Annotated in this window: 20 protein-coding genes; 10 read left to right on the forward strand and 10 right to left on the reverse strand. The window is 31.2% G+C overall.

Features of this window, described 5'->3' with window-relative positions; genetic code table 11:
- Positions 1-114 precede the first annotated feature (114 nt).
- The 5 genes from RT228_RS00115 (at position 115) to istB (ending at position 5,303) form a co-directional block, all read left to right on the forward strand.
- Positions 115-1,452, forward strand: coding sequence for a TolC family protein (locus tag RT228_RS00115; RefSeq protein WP_058699282.1), 1,338 nt, complete (start codon positions 115-117; stop codon positions 1,450-1,452).
- Positions 1,452-2,525 (forward strand): HlyD family secretion protein, encoded by a 1,074-nt coding sequence (locus RT228_RS00120; RefSeq protein ID WP_006257304.1) that lies wholly within the window; start codon positions 1,452-1,454, stop codon positions 2,523-2,525. Before RT228_RS00115 ends, RT228_RS00120 begins: the two co-directional genes overlap by 1 nt.
- Positions 2,515-2,784, forward strand: coding sequence for a hypothetical protein (locus RT228_RS00125; protein WP_313138322.1), 270 nt, complete (start codon positions 2,515-2,517; stop codon positions 2,782-2,784). Before RT228_RS00120 ends, RT228_RS00125 begins: the two co-directional genes overlap by 11 nt.
- Positions 2,785-3,005: 221 nt before the next feature.
- Positions 3,006-4,559: an IS21 family transposase gene (gene istA / locus RT228_RS00130; RefSeq protein WP_038988475.1), complete on the forward strand. Its 1,554-nt coding sequence runs from the start codon at positions 3,006-3,008 to the stop codon at positions 4,557-4,559.
- A gap of 12 nt (positions 4,560-4,571) precedes the next feature.
- On the forward strand, positions 4,572-5,303 hold the full coding sequence (gene istB, locus RT228_RS00135) for an IS21-like element helper ATPase IstB (protein WP_258204726.1): 732 nt from the start codon (positions 4,572-4,574) through the stop codon (positions 5,301-5,303).
- Between the two features lie 82 nt (positions 5,304-5,385).
- Here the strand turns inward: istB and mobB are convergent, their stop codons facing one another.
- The 3 genes from mobB to RT228_RS00150 form a co-directional block, all read right to left on the reverse strand.
- Complete coding sequence (mobB, locus tag RT228_RS00140; RefSeq protein WP_313138323.1) at positions 5,386-6,384, reverse strand: conjugal transfer protein MobB; 999 nt, start codon at positions 6,382-6,384, stop codon at positions 5,386-5,388.
- A 3-nt stretch (positions 6,385-6,387) separates the two neighbouring features.
- Positions 6,388-6,825 (reverse strand): hypothetical protein, encoded by a 438-nt coding sequence (locus RT228_RS00145; protein ID WP_059051508.1) that lies wholly within the window; start codon positions 6,823-6,825, stop codon positions 6,388-6,390.
- A 109-nt stretch (positions 6,826-6,934) separates the two neighbouring features.
- Entirely contained in the window at positions 6,935-7,402 is a 468-nt protein-coding gene (locus RT228_RS00150; RefSeq protein ID WP_313138324.1) for a YbaK/EbsC family protein, read from the reverse strand.
- Positions 7,403-7,568: 166 nt separating this feature from the next.
- On the opposite strand from RT228_RS00150, the gene mobC reads away from it, so the two are divergent.
- Together mobC and RT228_RS00160 are read left to right on the forward strand one after the other, a co-directional pair.
- A complete protein-coding gene (gene mobC / locus RT228_RS00155) occupies positions 7,569-9,572 on the forward strand; it encodes a conjugal transfer protein MobC (RefSeq protein WP_313138325.1) in 2,004 nt (667 codons plus the stop codon).
- A 200-nt stretch (positions 9,573-9,772) separates the two neighbouring features.
- Complete coding sequence (locus RT228_RS00160; RefSeq protein ID WP_313138326.1) at positions 9,773-10,243, forward strand: JAB domain-containing protein; 471 nt, start codon at positions 9,773-9,775, stop codon at positions 10,241-10,243.
- A 56-nt stretch (positions 10,244-10,299) separates the two neighbouring features.
- Here RT228_RS00160 and RT228_RS00165 read toward each other — a convergent pair whose 3' ends face one another.
- Positions 10,300-12,036 (reverse strand): ATP-binding protein, encoded by a 1,737-nt coding sequence (locus tag RT228_RS00165; protein WP_313138327.1) that lies wholly within the window; start codon positions 12,034-12,036, stop codon positions 10,300-10,302.
- Between the two features lie 2 nt (positions 12,037-12,038).
- Positions 12,039-13,244, reverse strand: a complete 1,206-nt coding sequence (locus tag RT228_RS00170) for an SIR2 family protein (protein ID WP_313138328.1) — start codon at positions 13,242-13,244, stop codon at positions 12,039-12,041.
- Between the two features lie 342 nt (positions 13,245-13,586).
- Here RT228_RS00170 and RT228_RS00175 point away from each other — a divergent pair, with 342 nt between their 5' ends.
- Positions 13,587-14,114: an antirestriction protein ArdA gene (locus tag RT228_RS00175; protein ID WP_313138329.1), complete on the forward strand. Its 528-nt coding sequence runs from the start codon at positions 13,587-13,589 to the stop codon at positions 14,112-14,114.
- 183 nt (positions 14,115-14,297) lie between these two features.
- The gene (locus RT228_RS00180; RefSeq protein WP_313138330.1) at positions 14,298-14,489 is read left to right on the forward strand and encodes a hypothetical protein; all 192 of its coding nucleotides are present in this window, start codon (positions 14,298-14,300) and stop codon (positions 14,487-14,489) included.
- Between the two features lie 64 nt (positions 14,490-14,553).
- On the opposite strand, the gene RT228_RS00185 is transcribed toward RT228_RS00180, so the two are convergent.
- The 3 genes from RT228_RS00185 to RT228_RS00195 form a co-directional block, all read right to left on the reverse strand.
- Complete coding sequence (locus RT228_RS00185) at positions 14,554-16,617, reverse strand: DNA topoisomerase (protein WP_313138331.1); 2,064 nt, start codon at positions 16,615-16,617, stop codon at positions 14,554-14,556.
- 11 nt (positions 16,618-16,628) lie between these two features.
- A complete protein-coding gene (locus RT228_RS00190; protein WP_313138332.1) occupies positions 16,629-17,942 on the reverse strand; it encodes a DUF3945 domain-containing protein in 1,314 nt (437 codons plus the stop codon).
- Positions 17,943-18,039: 97 nt separating this feature from the next.
- Complete coding sequence (locus RT228_RS00195; protein ID WP_313138333.1) at positions 18,040-18,339, reverse strand: helix-turn-helix domain-containing protein; 300 nt, start codon at positions 18,337-18,339, stop codon at positions 18,040-18,042.
- A gap of 559 nt (positions 18,340-18,898) precedes the next feature.
- On the opposite strand from RT228_RS00195, the gene RT228_RS00200 reads away from it, so the two are divergent.
- Positions 18,899-21,193, forward strand: coding sequence for a P-loop NTPase fold protein (locus RT228_RS00200; RefSeq protein WP_313138334.1), 2,295 nt, complete (start codon positions 18,899-18,901; stop codon positions 21,191-21,193).
- Between the two features lie 164 nt (positions 21,194-21,357).
- Here RT228_RS00200 and RT228_RS00205 read toward each other — a convergent pair whose 3' ends face one another.
- On the reverse strand, positions 21,358-22,191 hold the full coding sequence (locus RT228_RS00205; protein WP_313138335.1) for an abortive infection system antitoxin AbiGi family protein: 834 nt from the start codon (positions 22,189-22,191) through the stop codon (positions 21,358-21,360).
- 401 nt (positions 22,192-22,592) lie between these two features.
- Positions 22,593-22,952 carry a helix-turn-helix transcriptional regulator gene (locus RT228_RS00210; protein ID WP_313138336.1) on the reverse strand — a complete coding sequence of 120 codons (360 nt, stop codon included), beginning with the start codon at positions 22,950-22,952 and terminating at the stop codon, positions 22,593-22,595.
- Between the last annotated feature and the right edge of the window lie 193 nt (positions 22,953-23,145).

A 23,145-nucleotide genomic window follows, 5' to 3' on the forward strand; every position in this document is an offset into this window, starting at 1 on the left:
AATGAGCGCAAAAGTATATAATGATTTTGTCTGTTTTGAATAAAAAAATGACTATTTAAGAAATACAAGATATATCGTACTCATTTTACTTTTGTCCGATTTTAAAAACAACGTATGAAACTTGGGGATTTCCACTTATTAGCTGTACTCACCAGCTGTGTTACTATGGGGTATTGTCAGAGTACTACTCTATCAATTTCCAACAAGGATACAATACAACTCAGTATTCAAGAGATTTGGGAACAAACAGATCTTGGTAGTAAAAGAAGCTTGATTCAAGCCAAAGAACTACAGATTAGAAAAGAGAATACGGATGATGCACGCATCAGTAGATATCCTGTGTTTAATGCCTTCGGTAAAGTAGAAAAGGCAAGTAATATCCCTGTCTATACAAATGGAATATTTAATAAACCCGAACAACATGATGTGATACATACGCTCTATAATACTGGAGTGTCTATGTACTTAAATCTATATAGTGGCAATAGACAAAATCTAGAAATAGAAGAGCGAAAAACTTTAGAAGCTAAAGCGAATATTGAGGCAGATATGACTAAATCAGAAGTTCGGTTAGAGGCGATCAAGAGTTATTTGGCTTTAGCGAAGCTAACTCGTTTTAAAAAAGTGATTACACAAGATATTGCCGAACATAAAGAGCAGTTAATCGAAATAGAACATTTATATAAGAATGGAGTAGTGTTAAAAAGTGATGTTCTTCGTGCGACTATGGAAATCTCGAAGAGAGAAATGACCTTAGTACAACTCCAAAATGATCTCTCTATAGAAAACCAAAAGCTGGTTATATTGACAGGGCGTAAGGATACAGATTTTATTAAACCACAAGATTCCTTCAATGAAGAGTTATTCTTAGAATCTTATGATGAGGCTTTAGATATTGCCTTAGAACATGGGTTTAAACACCTGCTGTCAGAGGAGAGCTTGGTATTAAGTGAAATCGAACAGAAAAAGGTGAAAGCTAATACTAAACCTAGTATTGGCTTAATAGGAAACTTCACTATGGCTAATCCACAGATATTCTTGTATCCGTATAATCCTAGTTGGTACAGTTTAGGGACTATTGGAGTACAGGTATCATTTCCTATTTCTAATTTATATCAGAATGTACACAAGGTTCGCAGTCGTGCTTTAGAACATGAGAAAGAGGAGTTACAACATCAATATGTACAAGATCAAATAAAAGAAGAGGTACAACAAGCATATTTAAGATATCAAGAATCATTGGTACAGATAGAGGTATGTACGAAGAATAAAGAACATGCGGCAGAGAATGCACGTATTACTAAGAGTACTTATTTTAATAAAATCTCTTTGCTTACAGATTTATTAGATGCTGATGTACAACATTTACAAACACAATTTGAACTAGAAGCTGCCAAGTTAGACAGCATTTATAAATACTATACTCTTCAATTCGCTAAAGGCTTATTATAATGGATATTAAAACTCGTATTAAAATTACAGATCGCCTAATCACACGTATTACGCGCTATCTAGCTTCTATTATTATTTTGATAGGAAGTCTTTGGGGAATTCACACACTATGGATGTATTGGAAATATGAACAAACCAATGATGCTCAAGTACAAGAGTATATTAATCCTGTTATTTCTAGAGTAGGAGGTTTCTTAACAGAAGTGCGCTTTGAGGAGAATCAAATAGTGAATAAAGGAGATACCCTATTAGTGGTGGATAATCGAGAGTACACTTATGATCAAGCGACTACTTCTGCTGAGATAGCGAAACAGTATGCATTGATAAAGGAATTAGACGCTCGTCAATATACATTGTCTCAAACAGCCGCCGCCGCAAAGAGCCAAATTCAAGGGAGGGAATCTAAATATCATCAACAGGAGTTGGATTATCAGCGATATAAGAAACTCTATGAAGAAGATGCAGCTACTGCACAAATGCTAGAGGAGAAGCAGGCACAATTAAATATAGGACAGAGTGATTATAATACTAGTGTAGAGCACGCTCGAGCTGCTACAGCTAGTATAGCAGATATTGAAGCACAGAAACAAGTTTTGTTAAAAGAGATTACTCGATTACAAGAACTTGAGAAGTATAAGAATCTGACTGTAGGTTATACCGTTATCACTGCGCCTTATAGAGGGAGAATGGGGAAGAGGAGCATTGACTTAGGTCAGATGATTTCTGTAGGTCAGGTGCTTACCTATATCGTTAATGATGAAACACCGAAGTGGATTATTGCTAATTTTAAAGAAACACAAATACGCAATATACAGATAGGGCATCAGGTAGAGGTAGTCGCAGATGCCTATCCTGATAGGCAGTTTATAGGAAAGGTTATTTCTATAGCCCCAGCTACAGGTTCTAGTTTTTCTTTATTACCACCAGATAATGCCACAGGTAACTTTGTAAAGATTGTACAGCGTATTCCTGTACGTATAGAAATAATATCACCTGCTGATTCGGAAGAATTATTAAAAGCGGGGATGAATGTCAATGTTTTTATAGCTAAAAAACAATCTAATGCAAAATAACGAAGCGTCTCAGTTATTCGTTGATTGGATTCCAGAGTGGATGATACACGTCATTCTTTTTGTACTTTTAATGCCGAGTATTGTCTTGTTTTTTCTGCCAGCTGCTAATGCTACAGCAGCTGCAGGATACTTTGGATGTGATCCACGAGACATTCAGTTTTCTGTATCTCTATTGTATGCAGGTTTTGTCTCTTTTTATAGTTTAGAACGACGTTTCTTTACGTATTTAGCGACTAATGGGTATTCCGGTCTAAACTGAACAGGTAATTCCGGTCTAAACTGAACAGGTGATTCCGGTCTAAACTGAACAGGTGATTCCGGTCTAAACTGAACAGGTAATTCCGGTCTAAACTGAACAGGTGATTCCGGTCTAAACTGAACAGGTGATTCCGGTGCAAACTGAACAGATGATTCCGGTGCAAACTGAACAGTTCTGAGCTTAGTTTTTTAGTGTAAATTGTGATTAAAAATCACAAAGTTATGGCTAATAAACCTATCTCAACGACCATGATAAAAAGTATCATTAAGATGAAAATCAAAGAAATTTCTAATTCTAGAATCGCATCTAGTTTAGGAATTTCAAGAACTACATTGATTAAATATGTAGATAATATCTGTAAATCAGGGCTTAGTTTTGGTGAATTAGACAAATTAAGTGAAAAAGATTTAGCAGATTTATTCCATACTCCTAATCTGCTGACAGAAATCAAAAACGATAAGGTTACTACAGATCTACTAGAGTATTTTCCCTATGTAGATAGAATGTTACCACAAGTAGGTTTTACAAGGTTAATACTATGGGAGCAATACAAAGAGAAATACCCTGAAGGGGTCCAATATAGTAGGTTTTGTGAGGCTTATAGTAATTGGTGTGCTCAAGGAAAAGGTTATGTACCTATTGAGCATAAAGCAGGTGAAAAGCTATTCATTGACTATGCTGGCAAAAAATTAGAAATTGTATGCCCACAAACAGGAAATATTAGTAAAGTAGAAGTTTTTGTAGCCACTCTAGGCGCTAGTCAATATACTTATGTAGAGGCTTGTGCAAGTCAAAAAGCCCCTGATTTTATAAAAAGTATTGAAAATGCATTACACTATTTTGGTGGTGTACCTAATTGTATTGTACCAGATAACCTAAAGTCAGCAGTAATTAAACCACACCGTATTGAACCGGAATTAAATCAGCAACTATTAAAATTTGCCATGCATTATGATACCACTATAATGCCTGCTAGGGTTAGAAAACCTAAGGACAAATCTCCAGTGGAAATGGCAGTTAATATTACCTATAGCCGAATCTACACCAAACTACATGGTCAGATATTTTTCAGTATAAATCAGCTAAACACAGCTATTAAAAAACTTTTAAAGCCTTACAATGACTATCCTTTTCAGAAGAAACAAAGCAGCCGAACAGAGATGTTCTTGGATTTTGAAAAACAAGCTCTTAAAGCTTTACCAATCGATTTATATCCAATTAAAACTTATAAAACAGCTACTGTATTAAAAAACTATCACGTTGATTTTAGAGAGGACAAACACCACTACAGTGTTCCATATCAGTACTTAGGAAAGAAAGTAACTCTTATTGTAGATCAAAATATTGTTGAAATCTATCATAACTATCAACGCATTGCTGTTCATCCTCGTAATAGGAGAACTAGTGGATACTCAACCTTAAAGGAGCATTTACCGCCAAAAAGTCAATATAATGCAGGTTGGAGTGAAGAGTATTTTATTAGTTGGGCCAATAAAATAGGCCCTGAAACAAAAGCTTTTATTGGGAAAATACTGCACAAACAAACCTTTGTAGAACAGAGCTTTAAATCATGTATAGCTGTTTTGTCCTTTGCTAGTAAAGTAGGAAATTCTAGACTAAACTTAGCTTGTAAACGAGCGTTAGCTTATGAACATATAAGCTATAAGGCTATTGAAAATATTTTAAAAAACGGATTAGATCAACAGGAATTAGAACAAAACTTACAAGCTATACCCCAACATGAGAATATCAGAGGGAATAATTATTTTAACTAAATCTTTATGTTTATGAATGTTAATGCAACAATTGAAAAAATGCAAAAACTTAGGCTTAATGGTATGAAAAGAGCCTATGAATCATCCTTAGAAACTAAAGCTATAGACTCTTTTACCAATGACGAGTTTATAGCCTGGTTAGTTGAGGCAGAAGATAACCAAAGAAATAATGATAAGACTCAGCGGCTTATAAAAAATGCTAGATTCCACTATCAAGCTAGTTTACAAGAGGTAAAGTTTACTGCTGAGAGAAACTTAGATAAAAATACTTTTATAAGATTATCTGATTGTAGTTTTATTGATCGAAATCAAAATATCATTATTACTGGTTGTACTGGAACAGGGAAAAGCTACTTAGCTACTGCACTAGGCTTCCAAAGCTGTGTAGCTGGTTATAAAGTAAAATACTACAATTTAGGTAAATTATTACATCGTTTGGCTATGACTAAAGCTGATGGTAGTTATTTAAAAGAATTGCTAAAATTAAGCGTCACTGATGTACTTATTTTAGATGATTTTGGATTACAACCCATTACTGGTGATAAGCAACTTATACTAATGGATATTATTGAGGATCGTAATCATCATAAAACAACTATCTTTTGCTCACAATTACCTGTAAAAGCATGGCATGATTTATTTTCAGAAAAAACAATTGCAGATGCGTTTTTAGATAGAATAATTCACTCTGCTATTCGCTTTGAATTAGAAGGAGAATCTCTCAGAAAAATAATCAAAAAATAATAACTCTTTTTAGCTATATTTATACTACTAAAAAACAAGGCGAAGAACTGTCCACTTTCACACTGGAATACACTGTTCACTTTCACACCGGAATAGGCTGTTCACTTTCAGTGGAATATTCAATAAAAGTTACACCATAGATACGATTGTCTTTGTTTTGAAAAATAACAACGTTTATTCCGTGATTTAAAAGTTCTCCTTTAAACTCTTGTTGTGAATTTGTTGTATTTAACGCTATCTCAATTATATGTTTAAGATTCTCTTTATTAGGTAAAGATTTTAGTTTTTCTTTTGATGTTTTAAAGTGACTTTCAAGATTTTGATAACTTGCATTTTTTCCAAAAAGGGAAGCCTTAAAAGGATTACTTACCTTCTCTCCTATTTCGTTTATTGCAAAATAAACTAAACCTTGTTTTAGTTGTTCATTATAAGTTGCTTCAACCTTTTCTGCTCTTATATTAAAGAGTGATAATAAAGCATTGTAACTTGTTAAGCTATCATAGTTATAGTACTTGGGTAAGTAGCGTATAACCGAGGCTATTTGAGCTTTTAAATTGTGCTTTGTGTAATCTACTGGTGTAAATTGAATCTGTTTTGTTTCCTCATTTTTTTGATTTATAGAAGAGGTTAGATTAAACTTCTTTTCAATTTCACGGCAAGTTTTCATTGATTTTAGATGATCGTATTTATCATTTATTTTCTTCCCCTTTAAGTCTGTGCAAACGGTAACAATGTGAATATGCTCTCTTTCTATATCACTATGCTTATAGACAATATATGGCTGATTTTCATAGCCCATACTATTCATATACTGCTTCGCTATTTCATTTAAGGTCTCGTCTGTTAAATTATCATTGGGATTCGGATTCAAAGAAATATGTCTTACAACTTTCTCTGTCTTGTTATTTAAAAGTAGATAAGGTTCAAAGTGTTTGTAAAGTTGAGCGATGTAGTTTGAAGTGGTATTTGGTTCAGGTAGATTATTTGTAAACAAAACAGAACCTTGTCCTTTATCAACTTTTAATTGATTATAGGACAAAGCTCCAATAAGATTACTTCCTTTACCAATCTTAGCTATCATAACTTATAGATTAGTATTTAAGTGCTTGTCTTCAAACTCTTTGGTAAGCCTAATAATGTAATAGCAAAGTTTTGATAAATCTTTGGTATACTCTTCAAGTTTTGAAATAGAACGTTTGGCTCTATTTTCTGAGAAGTACTGGTTACAAAGTTTTACCATTTGATTATAGTTTACTCCTACTGCTCTAAATTGATTAAACAGTTTAGTTAGTAATCCGTGATATTGCAAAGCAGCAACATCTACTTTGACTGTTTTAACTTGTCTATCTAAAAGCATAGAAACAAGAAAGCTTGCTTTGTTTGTCATTCCTGATGATGTAAACAAAGCAAGCAGTCTCTGGTTTTCAGATTCGGTGAGTCTGAAAACATGTCTGTATTTTTTAGGATTGGATTTTAGTTTTCTTCCTCCTTTGTTTTTAGTGGTAGTTTGTATAGTGTCCATAGTGTCTTACTTTGATTCTTGTCAAAATAAGAAATACTTATATCGCTAAACTTCTAATGGCTCTTAGAGGTCGTATTTGGAATTACATAGCAAACAATTTTGTATTAATCTACTTTGTCACAGATACCCAATCAACAAAATCACACAAACCAAGTAGTTCTTCTTGTTTTAATTGGACTACAGTATTAGCGCTACCGCCTGCTGGATAGAGTACTTGATGTTTTTTTAAAGATTCATCAAAATAGACTTTGATTGATTCTTTTACCTTAAAAGGACAGACTCCCCCAACTTTATGACCTACTAACTCTTCTACATCTTCATATTTAAGCATCTTGGCTTTGATACCAAAAGTGTCTTTAAAAGTTTTATTATCTATTTTACTATTTCCTGATGCGACGACAAGAATAGCAGCTCCCTCTTCTGGGGCATAAAGCGTTATACTCTTTGCTATTTGGTCACTATCACAACCAATCGCAATTGCAGCTTCATCTACAGTGGCTGTACTCTCCTTAAATTCAATAAAACGATCTTCAAAGCCCTTGCTTTTTAGATAGTCTTTCACTTTTAAATGGTTCATAATAATTAATATTGGTTTTTAAAAATAGAAATTATAATACAATTGACAAATTTTAATAGTGCTGTCTTGCTATTTATCAAAGCCAAATAATACCTTATAATTCCAATTTCAAGCTTTTAGATTGATATACTGCTACTTTAAATCGTTAATCTTAATTACATTTATTATGCAATCAGAAGACGATTTAAAAGCTCTTGCTAAAATCCTAGCATTTATGCGAGCAGTAAGTATTATAGTAATGCTTATACACTTATACTGGTACTGTTATTCTTTCTTTTCAAGCCTTAGAGTTACCCACCATGTCGTAGATCGAATACTAGTTAACTTTAATCAAACAGCAGGACTGTTTTCTCATTTACTTTATACGAAACTCTTTTGTTTGGTTTTACTCTCTTTAAGCCTGTGGGGAGGCAAAGGCGTAAAACATGAAAAGATAACAGTTCCTAAAATCACTTTTGTTTTTACAATTGGTTTTAGTTTGTTCTTTTTCAATTTCTTTTTACTTGATTTTGGATATTCTTGGAGTGCTATACTGTATATAGCAAGTACTTTCTTAGGCTATATCTTGCTTCTTGTCTCTGGCGCTTGGATTAGTAGGCTCTTAAATGATAACCTCATGCAAGACGTGTTTAATTTTGAGAATGAAAGTTTTATGCAAGAGACTCGTCTTATTGAAAATGAATACTCTGTTAACCTTCCTTCAAGATTCTACTATAAAAGCAAATGGAATAGTGGTTGGATAAACATCGTTAATCCTTTTAGAGCAACTATCGTACTTGGTACTCCAGGTTCTGGTAAATCCTATGCAGTGGTAAATAACTTTATCAAACAACAAATTGAAAAAGGATTCTCTATGTATATCTACGATTTTAAGTTTGATGATTTATCGACCATCGCATATAATCATCTATTACTTCACAAAGAAAAATACGCTATTGCACCTAAGTTCTATGTGATAAATTTTGATGATCCAAGTCGTAGTCATCGTTGTAATCCGATTAATCCATCGTTTATGACTGATATATCTGATGCTTATGAATCGGCCTATACCATTATGCTTAACCTTAACCGCTCATGGATACAAAAACAAGGTGACTTTTTTGTGGAATCTCCAATCATCCTTTTAGCAGCTATTATTTGGTTTTTGAAGATTTATCAAAATGGTAAGTATTGTACATTCCCTCATGCTATTGAACTTTTAAATAAGAAGTATGCTGATGTATTTACTATCCTTACCTCTTATTCTGATTTAGAGAACTACCTCTCTCCTTTTATGGATGCTTGGGAAGGTGGAGCGCAAGATCAATTACAAGGGCAAATAGCTTCGGCTAAAATACCACTCTCTCGTATGATATCACCATCGCTATATTGGGTAATGACAGGAGACGATTTTTCTTTGGATATTAATAATCCAGCAGAGCCTAAAATACTATGTGTCGGAAATAATCCAGATAGACAGAATATCTACTCTGCTGCTCTTGGGCTTTATAACTCGCGTATTGTAAAACTAATCAATAAAAAAGGTCAACTTAAAAGTTCAGTAATTATTGATGAATTACCTACTATCTATTTTAGAGGACTCGATAACCTTATTGCTACTGCTCGTAGTAATAAAGTAGCAGTGTGCTTAGGGTTTCAAGATTTCTCACAGCTTAACAGAGATTACGGAGATAAAGAAAGTAAAGTAATTCAAAACACAGTTGGTAATATCTTCTCAGGTCAAGTTGTTGGCGATACAGCTAAAGCTTTATCAGAACGCTTTGGTAAAATACTTCAAAAGCGTCAAAGTATATCCATTAATAGAAACGACCGTTCTACCTCCTTCTCTACCCAGCTTGATACACTTATCCCAGCCTCTAAGATATCAACCCTTACCCAAGGAATGTTTGTTGGGGCTGTATCTGATAATTTTGATGAGCGTATCGAGCAAAAAATATTTCATGCTGAGATAGTTGTTGATAATGACAAAGTTTCTAAAGAAATGAAAGCTTATCAAAAGATACCTCAGATAACATCGTTCTTAGATGCTAAGGGTAATAATACCTTAAACGAGACGATTCAAGCCAATTACAAGCAAGTTAAACTAGATGTTGAATCAATAATTGAATCAGAATTAAAACGCATTGAAAATGATCCTGAATTGGCTCATTTGATTAATAAGAAGAAGTAAACCTTTCTTTTTATCCTTTGGACTTATAATGGTTTTATTTTTTATCAATAATATCACTAAGCTAGGTAATACTTCGCGGTTCGCATTCAAAAAATTCCCCCATAAATGCTTGACCTTGTCTTCGCTTTATTGCGTTGCTTTTTGAGCTTGCTTAAGTATTACCTGTAGCTGCTCCATAATTAATTTAAAAATATAATATTATGGAATCTACAGTTTTAAACAACAATTGGTTAGTGGCATCAGAGATAGAACTAATCTACAAATCTAAAGTTAAAGCATCTGAAAGACCAAGAATAGACTCTTCTTACTCTGCTTTTGAAGTAGCTTTAAAAGCATGGGATGAAAATAAGATTGAATTATTAGAACAATTTAAAGTACTTATGCTTTCAAATAATAATAGAGTACTTGGTGTACTTGAGATATCATCTGGTGGTATAACTGGAACAGTCGTTGATCTTAGATTGATATTTGCTGCTCTTTTAAAATCTAAAAGCACAGCTTTTATCTTAGTACATAATCATCCTTCAGGAAAATTACAACCGAGTGATGCGGATAGACAAATCACACAAAAGATTAAACAAGCCAGCAATATTCTTGATATTGCTCTTTTAGATCATTTAATAATAACACCTGAGAGTTACTACTCTTTTGCAGATGAAGGCGCCTTATGACGCTTTCATCTTTTTACGTCAAAAATATCCTATTAATGATAAAATTTTGTAACGATTTAAAATTTTGGAGTATCAAATTTTGGTTCTATTAATGGTCTATCAATTTGAATTGATAACGGCATAGGAAAATCCACTCCCATTATAATAGCTTCACCTGAGCCTAATGAAGGTAGAAACGACAATGTTTCCTTATTAGCTGTAGAGCAAGCACTTGAAATTGCTTCTTTATCATAATGATTAATAAGCCGATGAGTTACAAATGTCCCCATTTGACTTAAAGTTCCAATTGGTATATCTCTAGGCATTTGAGTCGCTAAACATAAAAACAACCCATACTTTCGACTTTCTTTTGCTATACTGTCAAAAGCACTTAATTCAGTACTTTCAAAATATTCATCTTTTACTTTTTTATTTAAAAATTGATGCGCTTCATCAACAAATAAAACCAATGGCTTATCTCTAAACACAAGTGTTCTTGATTTATTTAATAAATATCTTCCCAAAGCATTTGCTAAAATTTCTCTTGCTTGAAAATCATAAGGAACGTCCTCGAAACTTATTCGCAATACATTTTGATCTGAATTTGTAAGAAAGATATCTATGATATCAATGAGATTTAATGTTACAGGAGCATTAAAACCAAACATACCTGAAAATTTCTCATTTGAAATGACATTATTTACTCTAATAATTAAACTAGTAGAATTACTAAAATTTCTTTCATCTCTATTATTTGACCATCGATTATTAAAGACTTGAAAACATTCATTAACTATCTGTTTGTGTAATAATGAAATGTCAAAATCATTAAGATTAAAATTCTCTATATTGGTCTTATAAGTATAACTTGCATTATTAAATGGAGCTGTAAATTGATCCTGTTTAATAATTAGTCCATTATTTATTAAAACATTTTGTGCTCTGAATGAAAAAATATCATTTAAACCATCATTTTGATATGTATGAGCAGCTTTATTATCCATTAAACATTTAGATAATTTTAAAGACTTTATTGCATCAAGTAGAATAGGTTGCTGTACTTGACCAGATGGTCTAAATAAAACAAATAAATCATTTATTGTAAGATTTTGATAAGGAAAAAAACTATCTGTAATAAGTTTAGTACTTTCAACTTTTATATTTGTATCAAAACTTCCGTATTCACCAGTTGGATCAATAATAATTGCTTTCGAGTTTGTCTCAATAATTCCTTCTATAAACTTACTTATCGTGAAACTCTTACCTCCACCAGTGGTTCCTACTACAGCACAATGTCTAGCAAATAACGATTGTAATGACAAATCAACAGGAACATTTTTATCATAAATCAGATTTCCTAATTTTATCGTGGGTGCTGTTTCTAAATCTTCTGTCTTAACACCAAACTTCTTAAAATGTGTTGCTAAAAATTCAGAAGAACAGATAAAAACTTTTGATCCAATCAAAGGCAAAGAATTAACTCCTTTTTCAATGTCTAAAGGATTAAATAAATCGAAGGATAATAATACTTCCAATCTTCCTGTCGGATGAAACTCTTTAGTTGAGAAAGTTTTCTCACTCAGTTCCAACCTTTCTTTTTCAGGCAGAGAAATTTCCAACAGTTTACAAAGGAATCCTTTGTCTTCTCCTTCAATTACAACATAATTCCCTACAAGGCCACCTTTTAAAATTTCAGAATTATGGTAAAAAGACTTCATTAGAATTGAAGATGGAAAATGGATCTTTATGAAAGAAGGTGATACATGATTAACATATCCTAAAAAATGACTATGTTGAAATGGATTTATCTTCATTTTTAAACAGTTGGTAAGTTTATAACTATTTGTTTATTTGTATCATGATTATAAGTTTGTAAATCAGGATAATTATTTGCAAAATCTTCAAAAGTTTCAGCAACTATAGAAATATTAGAATATACTTTAGCTGCTTCGATGAAGGGTTTCAAATTTTCATTATTTTCATCGATACTACGATTAATTATCATCAACTGAAAACTTGGATTCTGTTCCAATGCTTCAATAATAGAAGTAACAATGTGTTTATCACCAAAGCTAAATCCAATAGTTACTAAGAAAACATTTTCCTTTCTTAAACTATTTTGAAATCGTGACATCATTTCAAAATAAGGTTGTTCATATGAACTTTCATATTTCGATTGATGTGGATAAATCATCAAAGGAGATTCGATTCCTTCACGTTGATAAATTTTATTGCCGATTTTCTCCCAATTTACTGAACCATGTAACTTGTATAAATGAAAAACCTTTTCTATAAAATTATCTTCTTCTTTAACTCTACTTTGATTTCTACTTACTATATCATAATCAAAATTTCTTCCACTAAAAACTCTAGGAATCCCAAATGAAAAACCATCTATTATTGTGAAATTATTTCTACTCGCTGCTTGCTCAAACATTGTATCATAATTCAATGTAAATAATCTAAATCTCGGGAGTGTAACCTTTCTCTTTGTCATTTTATTCAACAAAATAGAATGTGGCGCATTATCTGGAAGATTTAACATACAAGCATTTCTAATAAAATTTTTTATTCTATCCACACAATTTACTAAATCAATTCCACCTTCATCAATATAGGGTATTGCAGGAGTTGCCATTGATAAAACCTTCTCTAGATTTTTAACAATAGATCCATCAGGCCATTTGTCATCATACTTGATAACTTCTAATAATTTACCGAATAATTCAGTACCTAATTCTACTTCAACACCATCCCATAAGCTAACCATCGATTGACCAACTTTACCATCAATCCCCCAATCTATAGAAGACCCTGCTCCTGTCAATAAAATTAAATTTTCAACCTGATAATTTAAAGTTTTAGCATATTTTTTTCTTTTAGTTGCTATAGCATAATCAATTCTATTTTGATTTTCGTCTTCAAATTGATGCTCTGCTCCATCTATATAAACTTTTACATCATCAAGAGTACTTTCATCATAAGAAACAGAACTTTTATTATTTAGTAATAATATTTTCATTCGTAAGTAGGTTTTAAGATAAGGAATCTAAATTACTAAACATTATAGCATTTTCTACAATAAAGAACCTAATAATTTGATATTTAGCTATACTTTCCAGTAAGAGCAAGTATAAACAGTAACACTATACCATATGTTATCTATTACAACCACATTTCTGGTATTTCAATAAGCAAAGTTTTTTAGCTTTTTAGCCCATCAAGTTCAAGTCCTTTGAATTACTTCAATAAATCTTCCTCAAGGCTTGAGCGTATTTATTTTGTAAAACTTGCTCTTAGCTAAAAACCAAAAACAGTAGTGCCATGAAATTAACCAGACCCTAAGGTCATAATACTATTTATCATGGAATATTTAATGCACTCAAAAGTTTATGTTGGTACTTATGCTAAGTATAATAATGGTTCAATAAAAGGAGATTGGATTGAATTAAACAACTTTAGCTCCATTGAAGAATTTTATGAATTCTGCTCAGAACTACACGCCGATGAAACAGATCCTGAGTTTATGTTTCAAGATTGGGAAAATATTCCATCTGAGTTAGTCTCAGAAAGTAATCTTTCAGAAAATATCTTTTCAATTATTGAAAAAGTATCAGATTTACAGTATAATACTTTAGAAGCTTTTTCAGCTTGGATAAGCATAGGTAATCACAATATTGGATCGAATGATATAGACTCTTTATACGAAGGATTTGAAGATGATTATCAAGGAGATTATAACAGTGAAGAAGACTTCGCTTACCAGATAGTTGAAGACTGCTATAATTTATCTGATTTTGTCAAAACTTACTTTGATTATGAGAGTTTTGCTAGAGATCTTTTTATGAGTGATTATACTTATGAAAGCGGTCATGTTTTTAGAAATAACTGATTATTTCTTAATTAGTTATTTAGTCAAAGAAGCTATCTGAATCAGATAGCTTCTTTTGTTATTGTTTAGATTCTTTTAAATTTATGGATTAAAAATTTATTTACCTTTGTTTTTTAATTGTTTAATATCTGATTTACTGGCACAATAAAACAGGTGCTTATTATCTAATTAATACAGAAGAACATGAAACAAATTAAACTAATAGCTACAACTGTTTTGGCCACTTTACTTTTAGCTTCTTGTTCTGTACATATAAAATCACATGGAAACAATGACGTTCCTCCTGGACAAATGAAGAAAGTAACAGGATCAAAGTCAGCTAAGCCTTATGCTCCAGGGCAACAGAAAAAACATGTTAAAAAGCATAAACACTAATAGGTATAAATCAAAAGAAGTTACCTAATTTTTAGATAACTCCTTTTGATTTATTTAATTTTAGTTACTTGTTTTTAAATTCAAATCCAGTGGTACAATCTTCTTTTAAAATAAGGTAAGCATCGAACTTCTTCCCTGCTTTGCTTATCAATCCTTTTAGCAGCTTGGTTTTACCTTGTTGTATTAGGTCAGTGATATCATCCATTGAAAGTTTAATTCCGCAGACCTCTCTAAACAATACCCAATTACAATCAGGTTCTAAACATTTCACTACTTTTTCTCTTAATTGAAGTGTATGTTGTTTACACTTTGGACAAGATAGATGATCTGTTTCATTAACTGGTTTAATAGCTAAAAGCTCTGCTGTTATCTTTGTGGTATAATCCTCTATCTGTCTATGGAAGTATTCCATATCAGTTTTATTCTCTTCAATATCTTTAAAAGCAGATTCCCATTTAGCTGTTAACAATACATCAGAGATAAGTTTGTCTTTGACTATCTCATATACTTTAAGACCTTTGTCTGTTGGGACAAGGGATTTCGATTTTCTTATGATGTAGTCTCTTTTTAAAAGCGTTTCAATAATAGAAGCTCTTGTAGCAGCTGTTCCAATTCCTATATCTTTAATAACGCTCTGAAGTGATTTATCCTCAACCTCTTTAGAGGCATTTTCCATAGCTGATAAAAGTGAACTCTCTGTATATAAAGCTTTTGGTCTTGTTGATTTTTCAAGAGCAATTGATTCTTTAATTTTTAGATTCTCGCCTTGTTGTAAATCAGGTAAATCTATTACTACCTCATCAGTAGTAGAAAGTTCTTTTCTTACCTCTCTCCATCCAAGTTCTATTATTGAAGAAGACTTAAAACTAAACTCATAATCCAAACTACTTAAGGTTACCTCTGTTTGCTTTTTTACACAAGGTTCAAATACTGTTTCCCATATTCTTTGAGCAATCAAATGATAAATGCTCTCTTCTTTAGCGTTAATCGCTGAAGGAAGTCTATCTGTGGTTAATAGTCCATGGTGATCTGTAACCTTTAAATCATTTACTATCTTCTTATTAAGCCTTGCCATCTTTAGTTTTAGAAGCAGGTTACTATATCTACTATCATCTGAAAGAACCTTTAATAAGTTAGGAACCTCAGCCCATAAATCCTCTGGAATGTATTTACTCGAAGTTCTTGGATACGTGATAAACTTCTTTTCGTACAGGCTCTGAGCAATGCTGAGAGTCTCATCTGCTGAGAACCCAAAGAGTTCATTGGCTCTTTTTTGAAGTGAGGTTAAATCAAAAAGAAATGGGGACTCTTCTCTTATTGTTTTGGTTTCTACTTTTTGTATTTTAACCTCACTTTGTTTGTCAATGAGTTTTAAAGCTTGTTCTGCTTTTTGTTTATCTTCCCATTTATCAGTTGAGAGCGATTTAAATAGTATACCGTCTTTTTGATGAATAAGTTCTATTTGATAGTACAGTTGCTTCTTAAAAAAAGTATTCTCTAAATACCGTTTACAGATAAGACTGAGGGTTGGTGTTTGTACTCTACCGAGAGAATACACCGAATCATTCATTGAAACAGTAAGTGCTTGAGAAGCGTTTATACCAACAAGCCAATCTGCTCTACTTCTACTGTGACCTGCTCTAAAAAGTCCATCGAATTCGCTTCCTTCTCTAAGATTTTGTAAGCCTTCTTTAATAGCTTTTTCAGTTAGTGAACTAATCCAAAGTCTTTTAAAAGGTTTATTACAGTTTAGGTATTGAAAAATATATCTTGCGATAAGTTCTCCTTCCCTACCTGCATCAGTGGCTACAATAATCTCAGAGCATGCTTTAAACAGTTTATCAATAATTTTAAGCTGTTTTAAAGCTCCTGGATCAGGAGTGTATTTGTTTGCTTTTTTGATCTTTCTTGGAAGCAACAAATAAGATCTTGGTAAGATTGGCAAAGCTTCTCTTTTAAAACCTTGAAACCCATAATCCTCTGGCATAGCTAGTGATACTAAGTGACCAATAGCCCAAGTAACACAGTATCCATTTCCTTCGATAAAGCCATCTTTTTTTGCTTTAGCTCCAACAAGCATAGCTATCTCCCTAGCCACACTTGGTTTTTCTGCAAGAATTACAATCATAGTCTTTAGCTTTACATTTTACGTCCTTTGCTTTTCTTTGGCTCATCCGCTTGTTTTTCTGACTGCGTCTGAGCTTTTGGTTGCTCTTCTTTATTTGGATTTTGAAACGAGAAGTCCGTCTGCTTGGTTTCTTTGTTGTACGTCACATATCCTTGATAAGGATTACCTCTTTTATCCAACAAATCTTTGATATAAACAGCCTTGCCTTCTAGTAAATCACTTTGCTGTTTTTCAGTAAGTTCTTTCCCTCTAAAGGTTTTTAGATCATCTGATAGTTGAGACTGATTTTGTGCTTGATTCTGACTTTTTTTATTGGTATTGTCAAACAAAAACTCAATATGCCCCTTAGCAGCATTAAACTGAATTTCTGCATTAAAAAGATTTCCCTTGGCAGAGGTCATGCCCTCTACAAGTAGCGGTTTACCATCTTTTAAAGTTTGAAGCTGCTCTTCACTTAAGACAATCCCTTTTACCTCTTGTGGTAGTTGCATTTTTTCAACTCTTGTTACTACAAGGTTATTAGTTAGTCTATCAACGCTCACTACCGATGGTATCTTCTCCTTAGTTGTTGGATGGACAAGATCCACTACCCTACCCATATTTCCTGTTTTTAAAAGATTGTGCTTGTCTTGTTTGGAAAACTCATGTCCATAAAGTGGAACATTTAAGTTTGGGTATTTCTTTACACCTTCTAGTGCCATGACCACCTTACCCTCTTCGTTCTTTTGTAGAGATAGTCTTGCATCCAAAGAAAACACCGCAGAACCTAAGTCTAAGTTCACAGCTACTAAATCCTTGGTTTTATAGCCTTGTAAAAGTGGTTCCAAAAGATCCATTTCTTGAAGTTTTTCTTTTGATAGGCCAAGTCTTGATAGTGAATCCCAATCAACGTCCTTAATATCAAACTTATTGGAATTGTACTGCCCCTCTTCTTTTGTTGGTTCAGCTACTTTGTTTTCTTTCTTTGGTTCCTTACCTACTTCTGTTATTTGGTGCTTTAAAAACAGCTCGTGAGTAGGTCCTGATTGATTGAGTTCTTTTTGCATTTGATTGGCCATCTTGATGGTCAAAAGCTCCGGAACTCTAAAGAAAGTAAACTGCGTTGGATTTTTAAGTTGGCTGAAAAAATTAGAAAAGAAGTTGGAAAAGAAATCCCCATTACGATCAACTTTTAAAAATTGATTTTGATTCTTTTTAGTAGCTGGCACTGTTTCAAGTTTACCATCTTTATCTAATCCCTTTACTACTTGAATCTTATTCTTTGTTTTGTCATTGACAAGAAGCACATCATGCTCTACTTGTCTTTCTGTGGTTTCTGTACTCATAATACCTAGTTTTAAATGATTAAAAACTTAAAACTAAAGCCAAGAGACCTTGATAAGTAAATAGCATGCTTTAATGGTTACTCTTGGCCTTTAGCTGCTATTTACTTCTTCTTACTGGGTTTTTAAAGCATTCTCTGATAAACTGATTGACATCAGAACGTTTATAGTAGAGTTTACCACTAATAGTGTAGTATGGGAGTTTACCATCTGAGCGGTAACGCTGTAATGAGCGAGGGCTTATTTTAAAAAGTGCCATTACATCTTGACTGTCTAAAAGCTCTTCTCCATCTATAGTTTGAGTTTTTATAGGCAGGTCTTTTATATGTTCTGACAAATGATCGAAGCGTGTCATAATACGCTCCATCCATAAAAGGAATTCTGTACGATCTATATTCATAATGTTAGAATTTAATAGGTTAATTAAATTTGTTAGCTAACATTACAAAACAACAAAGCTTGGCAGAATAAATCTGCCAAGCTCTGCCAATGGGCTGGTATTCTTTATTATATAAAAAACTAAATATCAACATAATACAAGTAACACAATACCACAAACATTTACAAAACAGAGGTTAAAATCTTAAAAAAAGTCAATATTTTCTTACTAAATTTGTAAAAATCAAATTATGAAATACTTTAATCAATATAAAAATCTATTCCTTATAACGTTAATTCTAATATTTTTTTGGAACTTTTTTATTCCAAATTATCAGAAATATATAGTTGATACTATTTTAATACATTTCAATCAATCCAAAATCTCAGATATTATAGTATTTACTGTTATTCTTCTTTTATCTTTTTGGACGTATTCAAAATCAAAAATCAGATTTTATTTAAAGAACAGTTATATAGTCTACTCCCTTTTTTTATTAATTGCTTGTATCTATATACGTCTTAATTATGAAAGTTCGTTATTAGAAATGTATTATCTCCCAAAAATAAAATATTTCGATGTGCTTTTTATTTTAGCGATAATACCTGCAATTTTACTTTTAGGGTTTTGGGGGCAAAATAAGCGTTCAAATAGTGAAGAGTCTGATTTCTTTGATGATAGCCCTATTAATAATCCTGATGAAGATATTTTAAATCGAAGACAAAAAGCAATCCAAGTATCACGATTAATAAAAGGCAACAAATCTAAAACTTCTTTAGCCATAGGAATTGTTGGAGAATGGGGAAATGGAAAAACTTCTTTTATGGGCTTTATTGAAAAATCTTTCAAAGACGATAATAAGTATATCATTGTTCACTTTAATAGTTGGCTAAATATTTCTATCAATTCAATTATTAATGATTTTTTTAATACTGTTGAAAAAGAAATAAGCATTTATAGTCTTGATATTTCAAAGGAAATAAAGAAATATGGCAATAACGTCTTATCTATAAATAAAAACTCTGTAACAGAAACATTACTAAATGCTATTAAAGTGATTCCAGATAATAGTTTATCTGAGGATTTTAATACTCTTAATAACCTATTAAATAAATTAGATAAAAAAGTAATTGTATTTTTTGATGATTTAGATCGATTGCAGCCAAATGAAGTTTTTGAAGTTTTGAAATTAATTCGAAATACAGCCTCATTTGATGTATTTAATTATGTTGTTGGATATGATAAAGCCTATTTAAATGAAGCTCTGGAGAAATATAATATTCCTTTTTCAAATAAATATTATGAGAAAATTTTTTTGAAGGAATTTCCTTTACCCCCAATTACACAAGGACAAATTAATAAATTTATAAAAGAAAAAATATTACAAATTATTCCTGAAAGACAACATGATATACAAGCCTTTTTTGAATATCTAGATACCTTTATTCTATATAATGATGAAAATATTTTCACATCCATAAACAACATACGAAATGCAAAAAGATTTTTAAACGAGTTTAAAATCAGTATCGAAAAAGTGAAAAATGATATTTACTTAGAAGATTTTATACTGATAAAACTTTTGAAATTTTCATACTATGATGTATATAGGTTACTTTTTAATAAAGAAGCATATATTGAGGTCAACAAGGACAAATCCATGGGAAATTATAAGTATACACATTTTACCTTACGAAAGAACGAGGGAAAAGACAATTCTTTTACTTCCTTTGGTAGAGTGTTTGAAGGTTCATTATTAAAAGGGGACATTACTTCATTGAAAGTCTTTAGTGAAGAAGATCTAAGCATTATAAGTCTAATTTGTGAAAGAATTTTTAATCCAAGCAATGGAACAAATAATATAGACCGTAATTCATTAATATACGGACATAATTACTATCGTTATTTTGAAGATGAAATCAGCGATTCAGAAATTACAAATGCCGAATTTGATGTATTTATGAAAGCATCATATCAAGAGAAAAAGAATATTGTTGATAAAGCCTATATACAAGACAGATTAGGCGGATTACTTTTATTTATCTATAAAATACAGATTCACAAAGACATAAAGTCCAAAACAGAATATGAAAATTTCATTAGAATTCTTTTCTATATTGCTAATTTAAAATCTGTTTCAGTACATTTAAATTATTATAGTATTGATTTCTATTTTTTAGATCTTAACATAAGTAATTACCAGAACGAACTTATAAGAAAATCTTGGTATGAAGATGAGAGTGAAATTAAAATTTTTTTTCGATCAATATTTTACGAAAAAAAGGAATATTATTACTTTGAAACCGATTTTGTAAAACATTTATATGATGAACACGGCACAAGTTCTGATTTTAATATTCCCTTTAGTAAACATGAAATTGAAGAGTATTTAATTTATTGCTTTGAAAATGACTCAAAGTCAATTACTAGCATAGACAAAAATTTTTGGCATTGTTATAAACTATGTTTTATTAAAGATTGGAAACAACTAAGTTCTAATTCATGGAAATCGACTGAAAAAATTATTGAAGAAAACAAGTGCAAACTATTATATACAATTATACCAAAATTATGTAATGAATTTTTAGTCTATTGTGTAATACCTCAAGATTGGTATGGAAGAGACAAGGATTCCTTAAGAGCCGGACTACCAAATGATTTTCTACCTAAATTATTTAGTTCATATGATAATTTTATAAATTATCTCGAATCTGATGCTTTTAAAGATAAGCTAGAGCAACCTTGTGAATTTTTAGACGAATTTTTAGTTTTTGCCAAAGAAGTAAATAAAGCTGGACAATTTATTGAGTTTGATTTCACCTATCCTCCTGTTTTAAAAAAATTAAATACTCTAAAAATGAATTTTATTAAATAAAGTAAAATTACATTTAATCTATAATTAAACTCTAACTTATTGATATAATTTACTTAACATTAGAATTTAATGGGTTAATTAAATTTATTAGCTAAGATTACAAAAGAACAAAGCTTGGCAAGATAAATCTGCCAAGCTCTGCCAATAAGTAAATAAATTCTATTTTAAAAAATCTTAATTAAAGATTTCAATCGTTCTTTATCTTCAATACTTATTATTGAATTATCTAACTGATTTATTTTATTTGCAAGCTCTGTTACATCAGATTCATCTTTAACTAATAAATGTGTTACATCAATAAACTTAAAATTCAATTTTAAATCATCTAAAAGAGGCTTTGCTCCATTACCTCTCCACTCCAAAAATTGCTCTTGATTTTTATTGTATTTAGTTAAAAATTCGTTCATTTCAGGCACATAGCACCATTCACGCTCATCATAAAAACAATAATGCTGTTCTACTCCTTGTCTTAATAAATAACCATCATAAGGTTTTATAAATAACATACTATAGTTATTGTAATCCAAAACATTTTTTGTTGCCTGTAGTACATTAAGATACTCCCAAGCAACATCAGTATTAATATTTAAAGAAGATAATAGATGTTGATCATTATTTTGATGAGCTCTCCAAGTCTCTCCAAGAGCTAAACAAGTTGAATTCACAAAACCATATGCACCTCTACTACTATTAATCCCATCTATAAAAGACTTTGATATCAAAGAATTGTTTTCCAAATATAAAACTGGGTTTAGTTTATTTTCTTTTCCCCAATCTTTACTTATACCAATTCCATAGTTACCATAATTTTTATACTCACTTAACGTATTTTCTGTAAGATCACAAAACGAAATTTTTGGAACATATTGTTCTAGTTCTGAATCACCATATTTAAATACTTCCTTACAAAAGCTTCCTGTAAATCCAGTAGTTAAAATAGAAAACAATACATCTAAATCTTTTGTAAAGTGAAAAAGAGAATCCATTGATTTTAGCATATTGAAATATTTTTTAAATGAATATATAATTCTCTAAATGAGAATAATATAAATTTACTACATTAGTAGATAAATACAATATCAATCGATATTTTAATAATATTCTAATGCCAACTTTCTTATTAGTACTCGATTTTATCCTTACTCCTTGGATTTGGGCTTATATATTGGATAAATAGAAGGAAATTTTATAGACGAAATATAGCTGGTTTAGAAGGTTTCTAAAGTTTTGAAGCTTCTATATTTATTCGCTTCATAGAACGCTTAGGTAAATAGTTAGCCTATGCTTTAATCCTCCTTAGTATTCTTCTATTTCTTGTTTACAGGAGTGAGAAGAAGAGGATTGAGAAAAAACATGAAGGTATAAAAACTGAAAAAGCTATCTCTGTTCAATAGGTATATTAATCATTGTAATATAGAGCGTTTATTCTATCTTCATATTTAGCATAAAACCTTCTTTTATCCTCATTTAGCTTAGTCTCTAAAGTAAAACACTCATTTTTCAAGTTGATCAAAACTTCTCGATCTTTTAGCTGAAATAAATCAATAAAAATCACATTTAAAGTATTGGCAAGTTTAAAAATAAGAGCCCAATTACTAAAATGCTCTCCTCTTTCTAATCTACCAATAGTTACACTCTCACTAGCTACTAATAGACCTAAGTCTTGTTGAGAAAGATTCTTTTGCAGTCTAGCCAATCTTAATTTTAACCCTATATGAATATTAATAATCTTAATTTCTGTTTCAGTATATTTTTTCATATAGTAAAAATCTTTAAAGTATAATATATTATTCGATACAAATTTGTATCGAATAAGAAATTTGCATATATTTGTAATAATATCAGATTACATTCATTCTAATCTGTACGTCTTAATGACATTTAAAAATATTAAGCTAAAGCTTATTTATTTCTCAACTTGAAAACTGGCACTTTTCTATTTAAGTACAATG

Source organism: Myroides sp. (assembly GCF_032073645.1).
GTDB classification, from domain to species: Bacteria; Bacteroidota; Bacteroidia; order Flavobacteriales; family Flavobacteriaceae; genus Flavobacterium; species Flavobacterium odoratimimum.

Coding starts and splice junctions, on each gene's coding strand:
- RT228_RS00115 (WP_058699282.1), top strand. CDS start 115: ATGAAACTTGGGGATTTCCACTTATTAGCTGTACTCACCAGCTGTGTT.
- RT228_RS00120 (WP_006257304.1), top strand. CDS start 1,452: ATGGATATTAAAACTCGTATTAAAATTACAGATCGCCTAATCACACGT.
- RT228_RS00125 (WP_313138322.1), top strand. CDS start 2,515: ATGCAAAATAACGAAGCGTCTCAGTTATTCGTTGATTGGATTCCAGAG.
- istA (WP_038988475.1), top strand. CDS start 3,006: ATGGCTAATAAACCTATCTCAACGACCATGATAAAAAGTATCATTAAG.
- istB (WP_258204726.1), top strand. CDS start 4,572: ATGAATGTTAATGCAACAATTGAAAAAATGCAAAAACTTAGGCTTAAT.
- mobB (WP_313138323.1), bottom strand. CDS start 6,384: ATGATAGCTAAGATTGGTAAAGGAAGTAATCTTATTGGAGCTTTGTCC.
- RT228_RS00145 (WP_059051508.1), bottom strand. CDS start 6,825: ATGGACACTATACAAACTACCACTAAAAACAAAGGAGGAAGAAAACTA.
- RT228_RS00150 (WP_313138324.1), bottom strand. CDS start 7,402: ATGAACCATTTAAAAGTGAAAGACTATCTAAAAAGCAAGGGCTTTGAA.
- mobC (WP_313138325.1), top strand. CDS start 7,569: ATGCAATCAGAAGACGATTTAAAAGCTCTTGCTAAAATCCTAGCATTT.
- RT228_RS00160 (WP_313138326.1), top strand. CDS start 9,773: ATGGAATCTACAGTTTTAAACAACAATTGGTTAGTGGCATCAGAGATA.
- RT228_RS00165 (WP_313138327.1), bottom strand. CDS start 12,036: ATGAAGATAAATCCATTTCAACATAGTCATTTTTTAGGATATGTTAAT.
- RT228_RS00170 (WP_313138328.1), bottom strand. CDS start 13,244: ATGAAAATATTATTACTAAATAATAAAAGTTCTGTTTCTTATGATGAA.
- RT228_RS00175 (WP_313138329.1), top strand. CDS start 13,587: ATGGAATATTTAATGCACTCAAAAGTTTATGTTGGTACTTATGCTAAG.
- RT228_RS00180 (WP_313138330.1), top strand. CDS start 14,298: ATGAAACAAATTAAACTAATAGCTACAACTGTTTTGGCCACTTTACTT.
- RT228_RS00185 (WP_313138331.1), bottom strand. CDS start 16,617: ATGATTGTAATTCTTGCAGAAAAACCAAGTGTGGCTAGGGAGATAGCT.
- RT228_RS00190 (WP_313138332.1), bottom strand. CDS start 17,942: ATGAGTACAGAAACCACAGAAAGACAAGTAGAGCATGATGTGCTTCTT.
- RT228_RS00195 (WP_313138333.1), bottom strand. CDS start 18,339: ATGAATATAGATCGTACAGAATTCCTTTTATGGATGGAGCGTATTATG.
- RT228_RS00205 (WP_313138335.1), bottom strand. CDS start 22,191: ATGCTAAAATCAATGGATTCTCTTTTTCACTTTACAAAAGATTTAGAT.
- RT228_RS00210 (WP_313138336.1), bottom strand. CDS start 22,952: ATGAAAAAATATACTGAAACAGAAATTAAGATTATTAATATTCATATA.